Source organism: Chloroflexaceae bacterium (assembly GCA_025057155.1).
Classification (GTDB): domain Bacteria; phylum Chloroflexota; class Chloroflexia; order Chloroflexales; family Chloroflexaceae; genus JACAEO01.
In genome coordinates this window covers 121,245-137,962 of the sequence record JANWYD010000015.1, presented here as the reverse complement: position 1 = coordinate 137,962, position 16,718 = coordinate 121,245, and the positions used below count along the sequence as shown (strand labels likewise).

General features: G+C 66.0%; 13 protein-coding genes. 9 read left to right on the top strand and 4 right to left on the bottom strand.

Going from position 1 to position 16,718, the window contains the following annotated elements; all coding sequences use genetic code 11:
* On the bottom strand, positions 1–980 hold a 980-nt coding region (locus tag NZU74_14690; GenBank protein MCS6882580.1), incomplete at its 3' end, for an rRNA pseudouridine synthase.
* Between the two features lie 534 nt (positions 981–1,514).
* On the opposite strand from NZU74_14690, the gene NZU74_14685 reads away from it, so the two are divergent.
* The 4 genes from NZU74_14685 to NZU74_14670 all read left to right on the top strand — a co-directional run bounded on the left by NZU74_14685 (position 1,515) and on the right by NZU74_14670 (position 5,769).
* On the top strand, positions 1,515–2,417 hold the full coding sequence (locus NZU74_14685) for a S1C family serine protease (protein ID MCS6882579.1): 903 nt from the start codon (positions 1,515–1,517) through the stop codon (positions 2,415–2,417).
* Between the two features lie 112 nt (positions 2,418–2,529).
* Positions 2,530–3,444 carry a S1C family serine protease gene (locus NZU74_14680; protein MCS6882578.1) on the top strand — a complete coding sequence of 305 codons (915 nt, stop codon included), beginning with the start codon at positions 2,530–2,532 and terminating at the stop codon, positions 3,442–3,444.
* Positions 3,441–4,034 carry a response regulator transcription factor gene (locus tag NZU74_14675; GenBank protein MCS6882577.1) on the top strand — a complete coding sequence of 198 codons (594 nt, stop codon included), beginning with the start codon at positions 3,441–3,443 and terminating at the stop codon, positions 4,032–4,034. Before NZU74_14680 ends, NZU74_14675 begins: the two co-directional genes overlap by 4 nt.
* Positions 4,035–4,287: 253 nt before the next feature.
* Entirely contained in the window at positions 4,288–5,769 is a 1,482-nt protein-coding gene (locus NZU74_14670) for a B12-binding domain-containing radical SAM protein (protein MCS6882576.1), read from the top strand.
* Here the strand turns inward: NZU74_14670 and NZU74_14665 are convergent.
* The gene (locus NZU74_14665; GenBank protein MCS6882575.1) at positions 5,759–7,609 is read right to left on the bottom strand and encodes a hypothetical protein; all 1,851 of its coding nucleotides are present in this window, start codon (positions 7,607–7,609) and stop codon (positions 5,759–5,761) included. The two genes, NZU74_14670 and NZU74_14665, sit on opposite strands and share 11 nt — an antisense overlap.
* 110 nt (positions 7,610–7,719) lie before the next feature.
* Here NZU74_14665 and NZU74_14660 point away from each other — a divergent pair, with 110 nt between their 5' ends.
* Together NZU74_14660 and NZU74_14655 are read left to right on the top strand one after the other, a co-directional pair.
* Positions 7,720–9,114, top strand: coding sequence for a serine/threonine protein kinase (locus tag NZU74_14660; GenBank protein MCS6882574.1), 1,395 nt, complete (start codon positions 7,720–7,722; stop codon positions 9,112–9,114).
* Between the two features lie 69 nt (positions 9,115–9,183).
* Positions 9,184–9,807, top strand: a complete 624-nt coding sequence (locus NZU74_14655; protein ID MCS6882573.1) for a GNAT family N-acetyltransferase — start codon at positions 9,184–9,186, stop codon at positions 9,805–9,807.
* 72 nt (positions 9,808–9,879) lie between these two features.
* Here the strand turns inward: NZU74_14655 and NZU74_14650 are convergent, their stop codons facing one another.
* Together NZU74_14650 and NZU74_14645 are read right to left on the bottom strand one after the other, a co-directional pair.
* Positions 9,880–11,118 (bottom strand): AI-2E family transporter, encoded by a 1,239-nt coding sequence (locus tag NZU74_14650; protein ID MCS6882572.1) that lies wholly within the window; start codon positions 11,116–11,118, stop codon positions 9,880–9,882.
* A 142-nt stretch (positions 11,119–11,260) separates the two neighbouring features.
* Positions 11,261–11,806 (bottom strand): helix-turn-helix domain-containing protein, encoded by a 546-nt coding sequence (locus tag NZU74_14645; protein ID MCS6882571.1) that lies wholly within the window; start codon positions 11,804–11,806, stop codon positions 11,261–11,263.
* A gap of 425 nt (positions 11,807–12,231) precedes the next feature.
* On the opposite strand from NZU74_14645, the gene NZU74_14640 reads away from it, so the two are divergent.
* From NZU74_14640 to NZU74_14630, 3 genes are all read left to right on the top strand, one after another.
* On the top strand, positions 12,232–13,503 hold the full coding sequence (locus NZU74_14640) for a Stp1/IreP family PP2C-type Ser/Thr phosphatase (protein MCS6882570.1): 1,272 nt from the start codon (positions 12,232–12,234) through the stop codon (positions 13,501–13,503).
* A 138-nt stretch (positions 13,504–13,641) separates the two neighbouring features.
* Positions 13,642–15,384 carry a Stp1/IreP family PP2C-type Ser/Thr phosphatase gene (locus NZU74_14635; protein MCS6882569.1) on the top strand — a complete coding sequence of 581 codons (1,743 nt, stop codon included), beginning with the start codon at positions 13,642–13,644 and terminating at the stop codon, positions 15,382–15,384.
* Between the two features lie 88 nt (positions 15,385–15,472).
* Positions 15,473–16,717 (top strand): VWA domain-containing protein, encoded by a 1,245-nt coding sequence (locus NZU74_14630; GenBank protein ID MCS6882568.1) that lies wholly within the window; start codon positions 15,473–15,475, stop codon positions 16,715–16,717.
* Position 16,718: the final 1 nt, after the last annotated feature.

Below are 16,718 nucleotides of genomic sequence, written 5' to 3'. Positions count from 1 at the left end.
TCCCGGTAGCTCCCCTCGCGCCGCGGCCCGCGCTCCTCGTAGCGGGCCGGTCGCTCCTCCCGGTAGCTCCCCTCGCGCCGCGGCCCGCGCTCCTCGTAGCGGGCCGGTCGCTCCTCCCGGTAGCTCCCCTCGCGTCGAGCCACCCGCTCACTCTCGGAGCTACGAAGGGCGCGTGCTCCAGCAGCCGCACCCACACCCGCAGCTACGCCCGCACCCACGGCCCGTCCGGATGCAACCCCCACCTCATCGCGCTGCGGTCGAGCGGGCACGTGCCTTCGCAGCCTGGCAATCTCCTCTGGCGTCAAGGGGCGCCACTTGCGAAGCGGCAGATCGCCCAGGGCGATATCGCCTTCACGAACGCGAATAAGGCGCCGGACTTCGTAGCCCAGCAGCTTTGCCACCTCGCGGATCTGCCGCTTGCGTCCCTCGCGCAGCACGATCCGGTACCACGGACCTTCGGAGGTGGTCTCGATCAACTCGACCCAGGCGGGCGCCGTCGGTTCGCCGTTGAGCAGCACCCCGGCCCGCCACTGGCGCAGGGCTTCACTGCCAAGCGGACGATCAAGCAGCACCCGGTATTCCTTCTCCACTTCGAATTTCGGATGAGTCAGGTAGTGGGTCAACTCGCCGTCATCGGTCAGGAGTATCAGCCCTTCGCTGTCCACGTCGAGCCGCCCGACCGGAAAGACACGCGTCGGCACGTCAACCAGGTCGAGCACGGTTGGGCGGCCATGGGGATCATCCACCGTCGAAACATACCCCGCCGGTTTGTGTAACATAATGTAGGTGCGCTCGACCGGCTGGCGCACCGTCTTGCCATCAACCTGGATGACATCCTGCTCCGGGTCAACCCGGAGTCCCGGCTCCAGCACGACCCGGCCATTTACGGTCACCCTGCCCGCCGCGATCAATGCCTCGCAGTCCCGGCGGGAAGCAATGCCCGCACCGGCGAGGACCTTCTGTAGACGTTCTGCACTCACGTTCGTCCTTCCTCTGAATGGATGGCGGGTCGCCTGGTCCGACCGGCATCGTGACGCAGTCTCCCCCTTCTCACGGTTTCCACAGCGGTGCACACTTCTCACCTTGCTCATTGGCTGAGGAGGCGAGAGGGGAGAATGGCCGTAGAGTGCCAGTCAGCGCACTAACCCGCCAGATACACGCCGGCCATCGCCGCGGCATCCCGCCGGGGCGCTCAGGCGAGCGTTCTTCCGGAGCCACAGGCTCGCTTCGAGTGGTGCGACGGCTATCCAGACCTGCCGCGCGTGGGGGACGGCTGTCCTCAACTGTTGGGAGGCGGCGTCCAGGGGCGCCATCGAATGCGTTTCGATGTCAGTATAGCACATTCCAGCGGGTTCTACTGGAGAAACGTGGAATCCTCCTGGTTCGCGACGCCTCTTCGCATCCCTGGCCGTTTTTCCAGGTGACCCCTGGCCCGCTCACCGATAGCCGCGCGTCGGGTGCAGACCGTATACTGTCTCCACAACCGGAATACAGCCTTCCGAAGGGAGAAATCCATGACTGCCATGAACGCGGCCGAGTTACTCGGCGCGATTTCGAATCAGATGGCCGACGCGGTAGAGCGGGCCGGCGCGGCAATGGTGCAGGTGCGCGGGCGCGCGCGGGGGCCGGCCAGCGGCATCGTGCAGGCCGCTGAGCGCGTGCTCACCGCCGATCACGTCCTGGAACGGGACGACGATCTTAGTGTGGTGACCCCCGATGGGCGCGAGTTGCCCGCTCGCCTGGTCGGACGCGATCTGGCCAGCGATCTGGCCGTCCTGCGGGTAGCCGGGCTGAGTCTCGCCCCGGCTGCCTTCGCCAGCGACCCGCCCCGCGTCGGCCAGATTGTCCTTGCCGTCGGTCGCCCCGGAACGGGACCGATGGCCTCCTTCGGCATCATTAGCGCCGTGGGCGGACCGCTACGCACCCGGCGCGGCGCGATGCTCGAGCAGTTCTTCCAGACCGACGCCATCCCCTACCCCGGATTTTCCGGCGGCGCGCTGGTGGAAGCCTCCGGCCAGATCCTCGGGGTGCTGACCACCGGCATTCTGATGGGTATCGCCCTGGGCGTACCCGCTGCTCTGGCCAATCGCATCGCCGACACCATTGCTGCGGGCGGCTCCATGCGGCGCGGCTTCCTCGGCATCAGCAGCCAGCCGGTGGAGATCCCCGAAGGACAGCGGGCCGGCCTGTCCCAGAGCCGCGGCCTGCTGGTGGTGCGTGTAGAGTCGGGCAGCCCGGCCGCCAGGGGCGGCTTGCTCATCGGTGATGTATTGACCGCCTTCGATGGTCGCATCATCACCGACACCGATGAGCTCCAGGCTCTCCTCACCGGCGAGCGCGTCGGGAAGACCGTGCCGGTACAGGTGATTCGCGGCGGTAATCTCGTTTCGCTCCAGGTGACCGTGGGGCAGCGGTAGGTGTGGAGGTGCGGAGGTGTGGAGGTGTGGAGGTGTGGAGGTGTGGAAAGGTTTTATTCAACTCCACAGCTCCACACCTCCACACCTCCACAGACAACAGGAACCATAAGCTATGACCGCAACATTTGAACCTGCCGCCCCGGCCAGACTGCTGGGGCTGGCGACGGCGGAAATCGCGGCGCGGGTGCAGCCCAGCGTGGTGCAGGTGCGCGGGCGCGGGCGCGGCGGCGGTTCAGGCATCGTCTGGGACGATGGGGCGACCGTGATGACCAACTTCCACGTTGTTGCCGGAGTTGGCCCGCGCATCGAGGTGCTTACCGCCGATAACCGGCTGTATCCGGCGCGGTTGATCGCCGGAAACCCGCGTCTCGACCTGGCCCTGCTTTACGTCGAGGGAGCCGATCTGCCGCCTGCGTCTCTCGGCGATTCGACCCGCCTGCGCGTGGGCGAGCTAGTCTTCGCCATTGGCAATCCCTGGGGCCAGCGGGGCGTGGTCACGGCGGGCATTGTCAGCGCCGTCGGCAGCCTGCCCGCAGGACCTGACGAACCAGCGGCCAGTTATGTGCGCTCCGACGTGCGGCTGGCCCCCGGCAACTCCGGAGGACCGCTGCTCAACGCCCGTGGAGAAGTGGTGGGCGTCAACGCCATGATTTTCGGCGGCGACCTGTCGGTAGCCATCCCCAGTCACGTCGCCGCGGCCTGGGTCGGGCAACTTCCCCGGCGACCGGTGTTCCTGGGTCTGGCCGTGGCGCCCGTCACGCCAGCGCGGGCCGCTGCGGCCAGCCTGGAAACGGCGGGGCTGCTGGTGGCTCAGGTCGCGCCGGGAGGGCCGGCTGAGCGCGCCGGGCTGCGTCGCGGCGACCTGCTGCTGGCCCTCGATGGCGCGCCGCTGCGAGACACGGCGACGCTGCTCAAGGTCCTTGATCGCTCACGGCCCGGTGACCGGCTACGCTTCGATCTGTTGCGCAACGGGGCGCCGCTGACCCTTGAAGTGACCCTCGGCGGGCGCGTGGAGCGGGCGGTATGACCACGGTTTTCATCGTCGCGCCGACCCCCGCGCTGCGGGCCGGATTACAGGCGATGCTCACCGACGAGGGCCTGGAGGTGACAGGCACGGCCCCCGCGCCCTCACCCGGCATCCTTGCCGATGTCGTGCTGGTCGCGGGCGAGGATCCCGGCGCAGTGGCGCGGGCCATCGCCAGCGAAGAAGGCGCGGCTCTGGTGGCGCTCAGCGCCGATGCTCGTCTTCCCGGCTTGCTGCGGGCCTTGCCGCTTCCCGGCTGGGCCATTGTCGCGCCCGACGCCAGCCCGGAGGAGCTGCGCGCCGCCGTGCACGCCGCCGCGCAGGGCCTGGTGGCTCTCCCGCGCCCCATGCTCGAGCACCTCGCCGGATCACGTGTGGCTGCCGAGCCGCCTGTCGAGTCATTGACTCCCCGCGAGACCGAGGTGCTGACCCTGCTCAGCGAGGGTTTGCCCAACAAACAGATCGCCCTGCGGCTCCAGATCAGTGAACACACGGTGAAATTTCACATCGCCTCGATCTTCGCCAAGCTCGGCGCGACCTCACGCACTGAGGCCGTCAGCATCGGCGCGCGCCAGGGCCTGATTACCCTGTAAGGGCGTGGAATCTTGTAGAAGCGCTGTGGAGGTGTAGAGCTGTAGAGGTGTGAAGAGATAGAGTTCCGGCAAATGCCCGCCCAAAACACCTCCACACCTCCACACCTCCGCACCTATGACCCCGGTCATCCCCCTGCCCTCCCCTCGCGCACAATGTCACAACCTGCGATTAGCCGCTCGCCACTTGCCCGCTCCAGTAGCATTCGCTACGCTAAGGGATGACTCTACTGGCGCATTCGGTGAGGGTTGAGCGATGAACGTCCTGCTGGTCTATCCACGGTTTCCGGACACGTTCTGGAGCTTCAAACACGCCCTGCGGTTCATCCGCAAAACAGCGGCGCTCCCGCCGCTGGGCCTGATCACGGTCGCTGCAATGCTCCCGCCGGAGTGGAACAAACGCCTGGTTGACGTGAACGTCCGCGAGTTGACCGATGCCGATCTGGCCTGGGCGGATTACGTCTTTATCAGCGCGATGATCGTGCAGCGCGAGTCTGCGCGTGAGATCATCGCCCGTTGCAAGCAGGCCAGGCGCCCGGTGGTGGCCGGAGGCCCGATGTTCACCGCCGAGCCTGAACTGTTCCCCGACGTTGATCATTTCGTCCTCAACGAGGCCGAGGTCACCCTGCCGCGCTTCCTGGCCGATCTGGCCCGCGGCGCGCCCGAGCGCATGTACCGTTCCCACGAGTTTCCCGACATCGAACGCACCCCCGCCCCTATGTGGGAACTGCTGGAACTCGACCGCTACGCCTCGATGAGCGTGCAGTACTCCCGCGGCTGCCCCTACAACTGCGACTTCTGCAACATCACCGCCCTCTTCGGCCATCGCCCGCGCGTCAAGAGCGCCCCGCAGATGATCAACGAACTCGATGCGCTCTACCGCCTGGGCTGGCGCGGCCCGATCTTTTTTGTTGATGACAACCTGATCGGCAACAAACGCCGGCTCAAGCACGAACTGCTCCCCGCCCTGATTGAATGGCGCCGCGGCAAGGTCAACATGGCCTTCAACACCGAGGCCTCGATCAATCTTGCCGATGATCCCCAGTTGATGGATCTGATGGTCCGCGCTGGCTTCACCACCGTGTTCATCGGCATCGAAACCCCCGACTCGGAGAGCCTGGCCGAGGCCAACAAGCGCCAGAATACTCGCCGCGACCTGGCCGCCGACATCCGGCGCATCCAGCGGGCCGGCCTCCAGGTGCAGGGCGGGTTCATCATCGGCTTCGACAACGACACCCCTTCGATTTTCCAGCGGCAGATCGACTTCATCCAGAACACCGGCGTGGTCACAGCCATGGTCGGCCTGCTCAACGCGCTGCCAGGTACGCGTCTCTACGAGCGCCTGCGCCAGGAAGGCCGCCTGCTCACTCAGACCACTGGCGACAATTCCGACGGCACGACCAACATTGTGCCTATCATGGACCCGGAAGTGCTGCGGAACGGCTATCGCACGGTCGTGCGCTACATCTACTCCCCGCGGCCCTACTACCAGCGCGTCAAAACCTTCCTGCGCGAATACGGCCAGCCCGTCAGCAGAGTGCCGCTTGATCGCGAGCACCTTATGGCCTTCTTCCGCGCCGCCTGGCAACTGGGCCTGCTCGGCGCCGAGCGCGTCGAGTACTGGCGCCTCTTGCTCTGGACCGCCCTGCGCCGACCCCGCCTGGTGCCCATGGCGGTCACTCTGGCGATTTATGGCTACCACTTCCGCACTGTCAGCCAGATGAACATCAGGGGGTAGACCGCACCGGCAAGCGCGCAAGGAGCCACAGGCCCGCCGCCATGCTCGCCAGCGCCAGGCCCCCCCAGGCTGCCGTGATACCCCTGACACTCGCTGGTGGCAGCGTCGAGAGCGGCAGGTAGCTCCACCAGAAATCCCAGACCGGGATGCGCCAGTCGCTCAGGCGCCAGCGCAACGCGCCCGGATGGAGCGACACCGGATCAAGCGGCAGCCGGTCGGCGACCAGGGGGAGCCGTTCCTTGCCTGCCCGTGCCTCGATCCAACTGACATACACCCCCAGCTCCTCATCGCGGGGGATGCCCACGCTGGTGGGTCGCCAGGTCGGTGAGACAAGGCGCGCCTCCGTCGTCACCGGCGGCAGAGGTATACGGTAGATCCGCCCCGGGCAGGGCCAGTCGGATACGCTCACGTCACCAATGGCCAGCGTCAATGGCGGCGGCCCGGTGGCGACCTGACATGTGGAGGCCGCCACGGTAAGCGTCACAGGCATTCCCGATGGTCGCACGCGGATCAGGGCGTTGCCGGTCGTCCAGCGAGGGAACTGCGCCTCGCCCGCGCCTTCGCTGGGCGCGAAGCCCCGCAGCAGCACCACCCGTCCGGGGGCCAGGTGGCGCTCGTAGAGGCGCACAAGTCCCTCGCCGGTTGCGCCGAGATGGGCGAACACCTGCGCGGGCGGCAGCCGCGCCCCAAACCACTGGTTCATGTTCACCCCCAGAGCGCCGGTCTGAACCGCCAGGGTACAGACTGCCAGGATCGAAGTCGGAAGGTAGAGCCAGCGCACGCGGGATCGAGGCGCGCTCCAGAGAGCGGCAAGGGGCAGGCAAAGCAGCGGCAGGATCGGCGTGAGGAAGCGCGGCCCCCAGGCCCCGCCGCCGTCCCAGGCGTGCCAGGAGGCATGGAAGACGACCTGGGCGCCTGACAGCGCCGCGCACACAAGGGCGATCCATCGGTCGCGCCGCCAGAGGGCTGCCAGACCAGGCAGGGCGAGCAGCATCAGCGGGTTGCTCCAGATCAGGCCACGATGCAGTCCCCACAATTGCCCGCTAAAACCTTCCCAGAAAGGGGTAATAAATCCAGATCGGCCCTCGTCACCATAGCCCGTCTGGAACGGGCTGCCGAACAAGGCGGCGTGGTAGAGAGCCAGAGCCGCCAGCGGCAGCGCCGCCCCGAAGCCCCAGGCCAGCATAAACGGCCAGAAGCGACGGGCGCGGTACGCCGACCGGAGCGCGAAGAACCCGATGATGGGCAGGCCGATGCCCGCCTGGATCTTCACTGCCGGCGCGAGGCCGGCCAGCAATCCTGACACCACATAGGCCCGCGCCAACGCGGGCGAGCCACCGGGTCGCCAGATCGCCGCCACCGCTCCCAGCCAGAGCAGGGCCTGGAGCGGTTCGGCAAAAAAGGTCTGCGTATACGGCCAGGCCATTGTACCGAGGCCGAAGATCAGCGCCGCCGCGAGCGCCGGCCCGTGCCCGGCGATCCGCCGCCCGGCGTGGTAGAGCAGCGCGGCGGTCAGGGCCGTAACTAGCGGATTGAACCAGAAGGTGATCGCGCTGCGAAGCCACGCCCGTCCTTCTGGCGGGACCCCCTGGCTGGCCAGCGTCCCGAGCCAGTAGAGCGGCAACGCCGCGATAGACTGTCCCGGGCCATATTTGCTGTAGACCGGCGTCTGGCCAGGGCCGGGCTCGTAGAGCACGAAGGCGCCTCGCGTACCGAGCGCCTCGGTAAGCGCGTACATCTGCACTTCGTCAATCGCGTAAAAATGGCCGCTCGCCGTGAGCAGGTACACGCCCCAGAGCACGAGGGCAATTCCCAGTGCAGCGCGAGTGCGTAATTCCATTGCGCACTGTAGACTCTAGATTTTCGCTTGCGGTTAACCGGCATGCTATAATCTTCGTATGCAGCGCGGCTTCCGTCAATGCGCAATTGTCTGGAAGGTGAACGGTTGAGATGCCCGAAGCCGCCGCCACTCCGTCCTCCGCTCCCCTGCTCTTCGGGCGCTACCGCGTCTCCGAGCATCGCGGCGACACGCGCCTCGCTTCGGTTTACGCGGCGATGGATGAGCGCCTGCAACGCCGCGTGCTGATCCATATCCTGCGCAAGGATCTCGTCGGCCAGACGCAGCCCCACGTACGCTTCATCGCCCAGATCGGCCAGATGGCCCGCCGCTCACACCCGGCTCTGCTGGACGTGTATGACAGTGGTGAGGCGAGCGGGCGACCCTTCATGGTCACCGAGTTTGTCTCCGGTCGCCCGCTGCGCGGTCTCGGCCTGCTGACACCGGAACGGGCGCTGCACTATCTGCGTCAGGTCACCAGCGCCATCGCGCTCTGCCAGTCGCGGCGCGACGCCGACGCGCCGCTCGGATTGTACCACCCGCCGATCAGCAGCAGCAACCTGCTCCTGGTTGACGAGGGGCGCGTCAAACTGGTGGATAGCTGGTTGCTGCCCCCCGACGAGGCGCAGGCCGATATTGCCCACTATCGCGCGCCGGAGTTGAGCCAGGGGCAGGAAGCCACCCTGGCGACTCCAGTGTATGCCCTGGGGCTGCTGTGCTACGAACTGCTCACGGGAATACGGCCGATTACCGGCGACGATGCCCGCGCCATCGCCCTCGCTCACCTGAACGCGCGGGTTCCAGCATTGCACGTGGCCCGGCCCGGGCTGTATCTGCCCGCCATCGAACGGCTTGTGGCTCGCGCCACGGCCCGCGCCCCTGAGCAGCGCTTTCCCGACGCCGCGACCTTTGGCGGGGCGCTCGACGCCCTCTGGCGCGACCTGGGGGCGCCCACGCAACCGCTCGCACCAGCGGCCCGACGCGCCGGGGCCGTTATTGCGCCCTCCCCTCCTGCCGCCGCGCCCCCGCTGCCCGCTCCCGCCCGCCCGCAGCCGGTGGACCCGGCGACGGTGCGCCGAAACAACATCCTCCGCGGGCTGCTCGGCTGGGCTGTCCTGGCGGGCCTGGTTCTGCTCGTGGCTGCGGCCAGTTTCTTCGCCGTCAACGCCCTGAGCGACGCCCTGAAAGGCGTTACCATGCCCGGCGTGCCCTGGCTGCCGCCTCCGCCCACGGGGAGCGCCAGCGGTCCCCCTTCCTGGCTTGATACGCTTTTCGGGGCCGATGAGATATATATCGTCAATATTGCCGAAGGGTTGAATTTGCGCCGCGAGCCGGACGCAACCGATCCCGCGAACGTTATCGCCGTCATCCCCAATGGCACGCTCGTGCGTAAACTGGATGGGCCGCGTGTGTCGGGGAACATTCCGTGGCTGCGCGTTCGTGTGACGGTGGAAGGTCAGGAGTTGGAGGGCTGGATGTCCCTGAACTATCTGCGTCGGAAAGAATGAGTGCTGCCGAGCGACGAAATATCGGTCGTGACTGCCGGCCCGGCAAGTAGCGTACGCATGAGGGAAACCATGCACCAGCAGGACGGAACACATGTGCTCTATGGCCCGCGCGTGGCGCTACGGCCATGGTTGCGCAGCGACACCCTTATGCAAGAGTTGTGGCCGCGCTATACCGAACCCTTCAACTCGCTCTGGAACATTCCGCGCGCGTCAGGCGCCGACGAGGTCAACGGCCGCGCCTGGTCCAGCCAGCGCTACGCCTGGGCGATTGATGACGCCCAGCGCCGCCTGATTGGCCGCATCTCGTTGCGCGAGGTTGACGAGCAGCGCCGCAGCGCCAGGCTTGGCATCTCGCTGGCGCAACCCTACGTCGGGCAGGGCCTGGGCACCGAGGCCTTGCAAGTCTTTCTCGAGCACTACTTTGGCACGCTCGGCTTTCAGCGCCTGCGCCTGGACGTGGCGGCGGTCAACCGACGCGCGGTGCGGTGTTACGAGCGGCTGGGCTTTCGGTATCTCGAAAGCGAGTGGCGCAACGCGGGAAGCGATCCCTCCCTGCGCCTGCTTGACGACCCCCGCTACAGCGCCATGCTGCCCCATTTCCGGCGTTCGCGCTTCGAGAATCTGGTGGAGTTCTACGAGATGGAGTTGACCCGCGCCGAGTGGGAGGCCCGCCGCGCCGCTTCCGGCCAGTAGCGGCAGGAGAAGCCAGCGCGTTCGCAGATACCAGAGCACTGAGCCGTACCACCCCGGAATCCAAAATCCAGATTACTCCTGCATTTCCACTGCCACCTGTTCCTCTTCCGCCGGTGCGCCGGGCGCGGAGGGGCCCAGCGCTTCGGGCGGCGGCGCCACCCCCGCGGCGCGCAGCCGCGCCGGCATCTCGCCGGGCGGTCGTGGCGGCTCGCTCAGCCGCCCGTACAGATACTGAAAGACATCGCGCGCCACGGCCCCCATCGGCGCTGAAAGAATAGCGCCGAGAACGCCGAACACCTGCGAACAGACCACCAGCAACACCATCAGGATGGCCGGGTGCAGCCCGACGCTATCGCCGACGATCCGCGGCACCAGGAAGTTGTTCTCCAGTTGCTGGATGCCGACGTAGAGCAGTAACACTGCAAGCCCTGTGGTCGGCGAGTCGAGGAACCCGAGCAATACCGCTGGCACTGCGCCGATGATCGGACCGATAATAGGTATCAACTCGGTCACCCCGGCGATCACCGCCAGTAACAAGACATAGGGAATCTGGAATCCAAACAGGTTCAGCACCGTCAGTCCGATGCCCGACGCCATTCCCACCGCCAATCCCAGGAGCAATTGTCCGCGCAGATACCCGCTGAAGTCAGCGTCAATGATGGTGATCACCGACCAGAAATCGGCCCGCAACCCCGCCGGGAGCAGCCGGTTGAGCGTCTCACGCCCGGCCTGCTGATCCATCAAGACATAGAACAGCCAGAAGGGCACAAGGAAGAATCCGAGCAGAAAGGCCACCGTGCTGGCCACAGAGAGCAGACTATTGACCAGAAATGTGCCGATCCCCTGGATGTACGACAGCAGATTGGTACGGATCGTGTTCAGCGCCGACGTGAGAACTTCCGCCACCGTCTGCTGGATCTCCGCCTGCACATTGGGGGGCAGGTTGGCGAGGAGTTGCTGATACTCCTCAAGGAGCCGGTTAGCCCAGCGCTCCAGGGTGGGCAGATCCGGCAAGGCGCGGAGCAACTGGCTGATCTGTTCAACCAGTGGGGGGGCCAGGTAGGCGAAAAACGCGACGACAACGACCAGCACCAGCACGTAAACAAGCAAAATCGCCGCCCAACGGGGCATGCGCCGGTCGAAACGATTGACCAGCGGAAGGAAGAGGTAGGCGAGTATCGCGCCGATGACAAAGGGCAACAGCGCCGAGCGCGCCCTCCAGAGCAGCCATCCGCTGCCATACAGGGCCAGAGCTACCAGCCCCCAGCGCGCAATGCGGCGAAAGGGCAGTCCACCCAACAATGTGGTCATGCTTCCTCCGGGTGGGCGAGAAGATTAACCCAGGCCAGACCCGTTCCGGGGGCATGGTACATCATGCAGTGCTTCGCGCCCACCCCGACCCTCCTCCAGTAGAGGAAGGCATCCGCCTCCTTAGCGCCGGGCTACGATCGCCCTAGCGCTCATCCCGGCTGTTCAGGACGGCTACGGTCAATACGACCGCCCGTTCCTCGCCTGCGTTCGTCCAGCTATAGGCCACATCGTCCCGGTAGAACAGCGTATCGCCCGCGGCGAGTTCGTACTCTTCATCGCCAAGCGTATACCGCAGGCGTCCCTCAAGCACCAGCACCATCTGGCTGCCGCGGTTGGAAAAGCCCTGCTGTCCGCTGCCGGGGCGGGCCTCGATCAACCGCGCTTCCATATCGCTGTTCGGCGGCAGGAGCGAAAACATCTGCACCGGGGTATCATCAAGGCTCAGGCGCACCCGGTCGGCTACGCGCACTACCTGGCCTACCTGCTGGTCATCCTCGCCCTCAAAAAAGTGTGTCATTTGCACACTGAAAAACTGCGCCAGCTTGCGCAGATTCGCTACCGAGATATTAACTTTGTCGCGCTCCAGGCGACTGAGAAACGAAGGCGTCAGCCCGGATCCCTCCGAGACCTCCTGGAGCGTCAGGCCGCGCTCCTGGCGGAGCCGACCGATCTTTTGTCCGAGCGACATACATCACCGCCTTCTGGGTGAAGTCGGAGCCAGACACAACCAGTTCCCTCTTTTCCAGGTTTGTTGCACACACACCTTATTTTATTATACGCCACGAAGATCATCACTGTCAAGGCAATGCACAGCCTCGATAATAATGGCTTTCTGGCATGTCTAAGGCATCCGTATGGTTGTGCGAGGGATTGTTGCACAGGGGAAAAGGAGCATGTCTAGGATTTATAGGCAAAGAGCGGCGGCGTCCCACCATCGCGGCGCTATGCTATAATTCGAGACAGTCCGTGCCAGGCGGGTGGAAGCTGCTCTGCATCCCTGAGCTGCCGGGCATCGTCATACCAGCGACGCTCCGGCGGCCCTGCCAGCAGCGCGGCACCCGGCCCCGGTGCGTAGTGTTCCTGTATGCACCCGCCATCAATGGAGCCAGACGAGTGACCCTCCTGGGTTCGCCGGTATGCCCGAAGTGTGGCGCGCCATTCGCGCCGGGCGCGCGCTTCTGCGTTCATTGCGGCGCATCGGCATCTGCTCTGGACACTGATACGGACGAGATTGCGCTCACCGGCGGCCAGCGCGTCCACCTCAGCGCTGGCGCCCTGAGCCTGCGCGAGTTGCTCGCCGTTGTCGAGTCCGGAGTGTTCTACTGGCGCCAGCGTCTCGAACGGGCCGACGGCGTCGCCCGTGAGCAGGCGGCGGCGGCAATTAAGGATCTCTCGCAGATCCTTGACAACCTGGCCGCCCAGATTGCCCAGGGCCACGAAACCATCCGCATCACCGGCCGCCTGCCCCCCCGGCGGCGCGCGCCACGCCCCTGCTCTCTCTGCGGTCGCGGCAATCGCCAGACGGCTCGCTACTGTATGGCCTGCGGGGCCCCGCTCCTTCCCGACCGGCGCGCCGAGCCGCGCCCTTTGCCCCCGCGGCGCCTCGCCATTGCCGCTCGGACTGATCGGGGGACCGCCCGCCCCGTCAATGAGGATACGGTCTATGCCGGCGAGTTTACCGCTGGCGCCCGCCGCATCGGCACATTGCTCGTCGTCGCCGATGGCATGGGCGGCCAACAGGCCGGTGATGTGGCCTCCAGCCTCGCCGTGAGCATTCTGAAACAGGCCCTTACCGACGCGCTCAATGCCGGCATCCCTGAGGATGACCAGGCCTGGCACGCGCTGCTCCGCGGCGCGGTGCAGGAAGCTAATCGCCAGGTGTATGCCCATGCCCAGACTGACGCCGGCAGACGCGGCATGGGAACGACCCTTACCGTCGCCGTCGTTACCGAGACCCGCGCCCACCTGGCCCACGTTGGCGATAGCCGCGCCTATCTGCTCAATCCCGCCGGTGTGACCGGCGAGGGGAGCACCTGGACCCAGTTGACCATTGACCATACTCTCGTGGCTCGCCTCGTTGATATTGGCCAGTTGACTCCCGAAGAGGCCCGCGTGCATCCCCGGCGCCATATGCTGTATCGCTCCCTCGGCGCCGATCCTGTCACCGAGGTGGATGCCCTCAGCCAGGCCCTCGCCGCTGGCGATGTGCTGGTGCTCTGCTCCGATGGGCTGGTCAACTATGTTGCGGATGGCGAACTGGCGCAGATCGTCCTGGAGACGCCGGGCGAGGATCAGGCCTGCGAACGCCTGATCACCCTGGCAAATCAGCGCGGCGGTCAGGATAATATCTCCGTAGTCATCGCGCGTGTCAAGCATGCATCGTAGCACGCAACCCGGCGACGCAGCAAGGTCGAAGCACCCGCTTCGCCGATCCTTCGGCCCAGCAACTCGAAGGATTGCACTTCTCGCGAGGGCCGCTGGCTCTCTGTGGCTCTCGCCGAGAACGCGCAGAAGGAAACGCCCATGCCCATCTGTGCCCTGTGCGGCAGCAATAATGCCGTCGGCGCCCGTTTCTGCCGCAACTGCGCCGCGCCGCTTGCTCGTTACCAGACCAGCGTGGCCGATGAAGAATGGCTCGCTGCCAGACTTGCCAGTGGCGATCTTTCCGCCGATCCCGCGGGCGATCAGGCGCGCCATGACGCTCACTCCCATCCTGGCGCCGAGGAGGAACCTATGGATCAGACGGCTCCCAGCCTGTTCGCCGGGCGTTACGAATTACCCCCCGCAGCCGCTGATGGTCCCCTGGTCGTGGTTGACACCGCTCCCTGGCGTCGCTGCTGGGCCTGCGGCGCCACTGCGAACGAGCCGGAGGAGGCGTTTTGCATTGATTGTGGCGCCGCCCTCGAGCGCCGCTCGTATCCGGCGTTTCTTACCTCCGCCGATGCGCCCGTCGGCCCGGCGCTTGTGCCAGCCGTGGACGATGAGCAGGCCCGCGCCCTTCTGCCCGAGATCTGGGACCAGGTTGAGGAAGACGGTCGGGTGCTTACCATCCTCAACGACAGTGGTCGCGCCACCCTGGAGACGCCGCTCGATGAAACTGCGGCCCTGGCCGTTGGCCTGGGGCTGGCGCGGCTGCTGGCGAGCCTCCACGCCCGCGGGCTGGCCCTGGGGCCGGTGGCCTCCACCGATCTCGAGCTGCTGCCCGGCGGAGGCGCTCGCCTGCGCAATGCGCCGCACCTCCGTTCCATCGCCGCTGATGACGCTGCCGCCGTTCAGGCTGATCTCCTCGCCCTGGCCGATGTGCTCGAGCGCCTCACCGCTACGCCGCGCACCACCCTGCGGCTCAGCGAGGAAGAGGCCGAGGCCGCTGAGTGCGAGATGCCCCTGGTGGTCGTCCTGCGCCAGGCGCGCACCGGCGCCTATGCCGACGCCGCCAGTCTCGCCGCCGTGCTCGAGCAACTTCTGGCCGAGCGCACGCATCCCCTGCCTCTGCGCCAGGTGGTCGGCGCCCATACTGATACGGGCATCGTCCGCGAGCACAACGAAGATAGCCTCTTTACCCTTCAACTTACCATCATCAATAATAACCGGCCCGAGATCTGGGGCGTCTATATCGTTGCCGATGGCATGGGCGGCCACGCCGCTGGCGAAGTGGCCAGCGGCCTGGCTGTGCGCGCCGCTGCCGATCTCTTTCTGAGCGAATACCTGGCCCGCGCCGTGCAGCCTGATGTCACCTTTAGCGAAGAGGAGGCCATTGCCTTCGTGCGCCGGGCCGTGCAACGGGCCAATGAGGCCGTGGTCGCCGAGAGCCGCGCCCAGGCTAACGATATGGGAACTACCTTCACCATGGCCCTCGTCGCCGGCGATCGGGCGATCATCGGCAATGTCGGCGATAGCCGCACCTATCTCTTCCGCAATGGCAGGCTCCGGCGCATTAGCAAGGATCATTCGCTCGTGCAGCGTCTGGTCGATCTTGGCCAGATTACCGAGGACGACATCTACACCCATCCCCAGCGCAATGCCGTGCTTCGCTCCCTCGGCGACCGCAGCGAGATTGAGATTGATGTGTTTACCGAACGCCTCCGGCCCGGCGACGCCCTCTTGCTCTGCTCCGACGGCCAGTGGGAGATGACCCGCGACCCTGAAATGGAACGTTTTCTGGCGCGTGAGGACCCGCCCCAGGCCATCTGTGAGGCCCTCGTCGCTGCGGCGAACCAGGCGGGCGGCGAAGATAATATTGCCGTCATTCTGGTGAGGCTTGAGTAAGTTGATCTGTCGCAACCAATCTTGCAGGGCAACCATGTCCGTCGCCGCAACGTCCAACCGGTGGCGATCTATGCTGATGGAGGACCCGATGGCCGATACGCTCACGCTGACCTGTAGTTGGGGGCGCACTCCCGTCCCCGCGAGCGGGGCCCCCCAACTGGGCTACCTGCTGGTCGAGGCGGCTCCTGCTGCCCCGCCTCCCGCGCCTGTTCCACTGAACTTTTGCCTCGTGCTTGATCGCTCCGGTTCGATGCAGGGCGCCAAATTGCAAAGTCTGAAGCAGGCCACCCATCGCCTGATTGATAGTCTCACGCCCCAGGATGTCGTTTCAATCGTCATCTTCGACGATACTGTCCAGACCCTCGTGCCCGCCACCTTTGCCACCGATCCGGCCGCCTTGCACGCCGCTGTTGAACAGATCGTCGAAATGGGCGGCACGGCGATGTCCCTCGGCATGCAGTCTGGTCAGGCCGAGTTGCAGAAGCACGCCAGCCCTGATCGCTACAGCGCCATGCTCATCCTCACCGACGGCCAGACCTGGGGTGACGAAGAAGTTTGCCGCACCCTGGCACAGAGCCTGGCACAGGCCGGCGTGCGGATCACCGCCCTGGGTCTCGGCGCCGAGTGGAACGAGAAATTGCTCGACGATCTGGCCGAGGCTACCGGCGGCGTCTCGGATTATATTGCCGATCCCGGCCAGATCCTCGCTTTCTTCCAGCGCGCGGTGCGCACTGCCCAGGGGATCGCCGCTGTCGAGGCGCGCCTGCTCCTCCGCCTGGTGCGCGAGGCGACACCTCGCGCCGTCTATCGCGTTACGCCCACCATCGCCAATCTCGGCTACCAGCCCATTGGCGCCAGTGAGGTGGCGGTGAAACTGGGCGATCTGGTCTACGGCCAGGTCAACAGCATCATCGTCGAACTGATGCTGCCCGCCCGCCCCCCCGGCCAGTTTCGCATCGCCCAGGCCGAGTTGCACGCGACGCCCCTCGGCTCGCAGCAGGAACAGATTGTGAAGCAGGATGTGCTGCTGACCTTCAGCGCCAATCCCGACGCGACGCCGTTCGATCCGCGGGTGATGAACCTGGTCGAGAAAGTGACGGCCTTCAAGTTGCAAACGCGCGCCCTGGCCGAGGCGGAAATGGGCAATACCGCCGGCGCCACCCAGAAACTGCGCGCTGCTGCCACACGCCTGCTCGACCTCGGCGAACTCGAACTGGCTGAGCAAACCCGCCAGCAGGCCGAGCAACTCGAGCAGGGCGGCGCCATCAGCGCCGAGTCTCAGAAAGCGCTCAAGTACGCCACGCGCCGGTTGACCCAGAAGCTTGAGGAGTAAG

Coding starts and splice junctions, on each gene's coding strand:
- NZU74_14685 (MCS6882579.1), top strand. CDS start 1,515: ATGACTGCCATGAACGCGGCCGAGTTACTCGGCGCGATTTCGAATCAG.
- NZU74_14680 (MCS6882578.1), top strand. CDS start 2,530: ATGACCGCAACATTTGAACCTGCCGCCCCGGCCAGACTGCTGGGGCTG.
- NZU74_14675 (MCS6882577.1), top strand. CDS start 3,441: ATGACCACGGTTTTCATCGTCGCGCCGACCCCCGCGCTGCGGGCCGGA.
- NZU74_14670 (MCS6882576.1), top strand. CDS start 4,288: ATGAACGTCCTGCTGGTCTATCCACGGTTTCCGGACACGTTCTGGAGC.
- NZU74_14665 (MCS6882575.1), bottom strand. CDS start 7,609: ATGGAATTACGCACTCGCGCTGCACTGGGAATTGCCCTCGTGCTCTGG.
- NZU74_14660 (MCS6882574.1), top strand. CDS start 7,720: ATGCCCGAAGCCGCCGCCACTCCGTCCTCCGCTCCCCTGCTCTTCGGG.
- NZU74_14655 (MCS6882573.1), top strand. CDS start 9,184: ATGCACCAGCAGGACGGAACACATGTGCTCTATGGCCCGCGCGTGGCG.
- NZU74_14650 (MCS6882572.1), bottom strand. CDS start 11,118: ATGACCACATTGTTGGGTGGACTGCCCTTTCGCCGCATTGCGCGCTGG.
- NZU74_14645 (MCS6882571.1), bottom strand. CDS start 11,806: ATGTCGCTCGGACAAAAGATCGGTCGGCTCCGCCAGGAGCGCGGCCTG.
- NZU74_14635 (MCS6882569.1), top strand. CDS start 13,642: ATGCCCATCTGTGCCCTGTGCGGCAGCAATAATGCCGTCGGCGCCCGT.
- NZU74_14630 (MCS6882568.1), top strand. CDS start 15,473: ATGGCCGATACGCTCACGCTGACCTGTAGTTGGGGGCGCACTCCCGTC.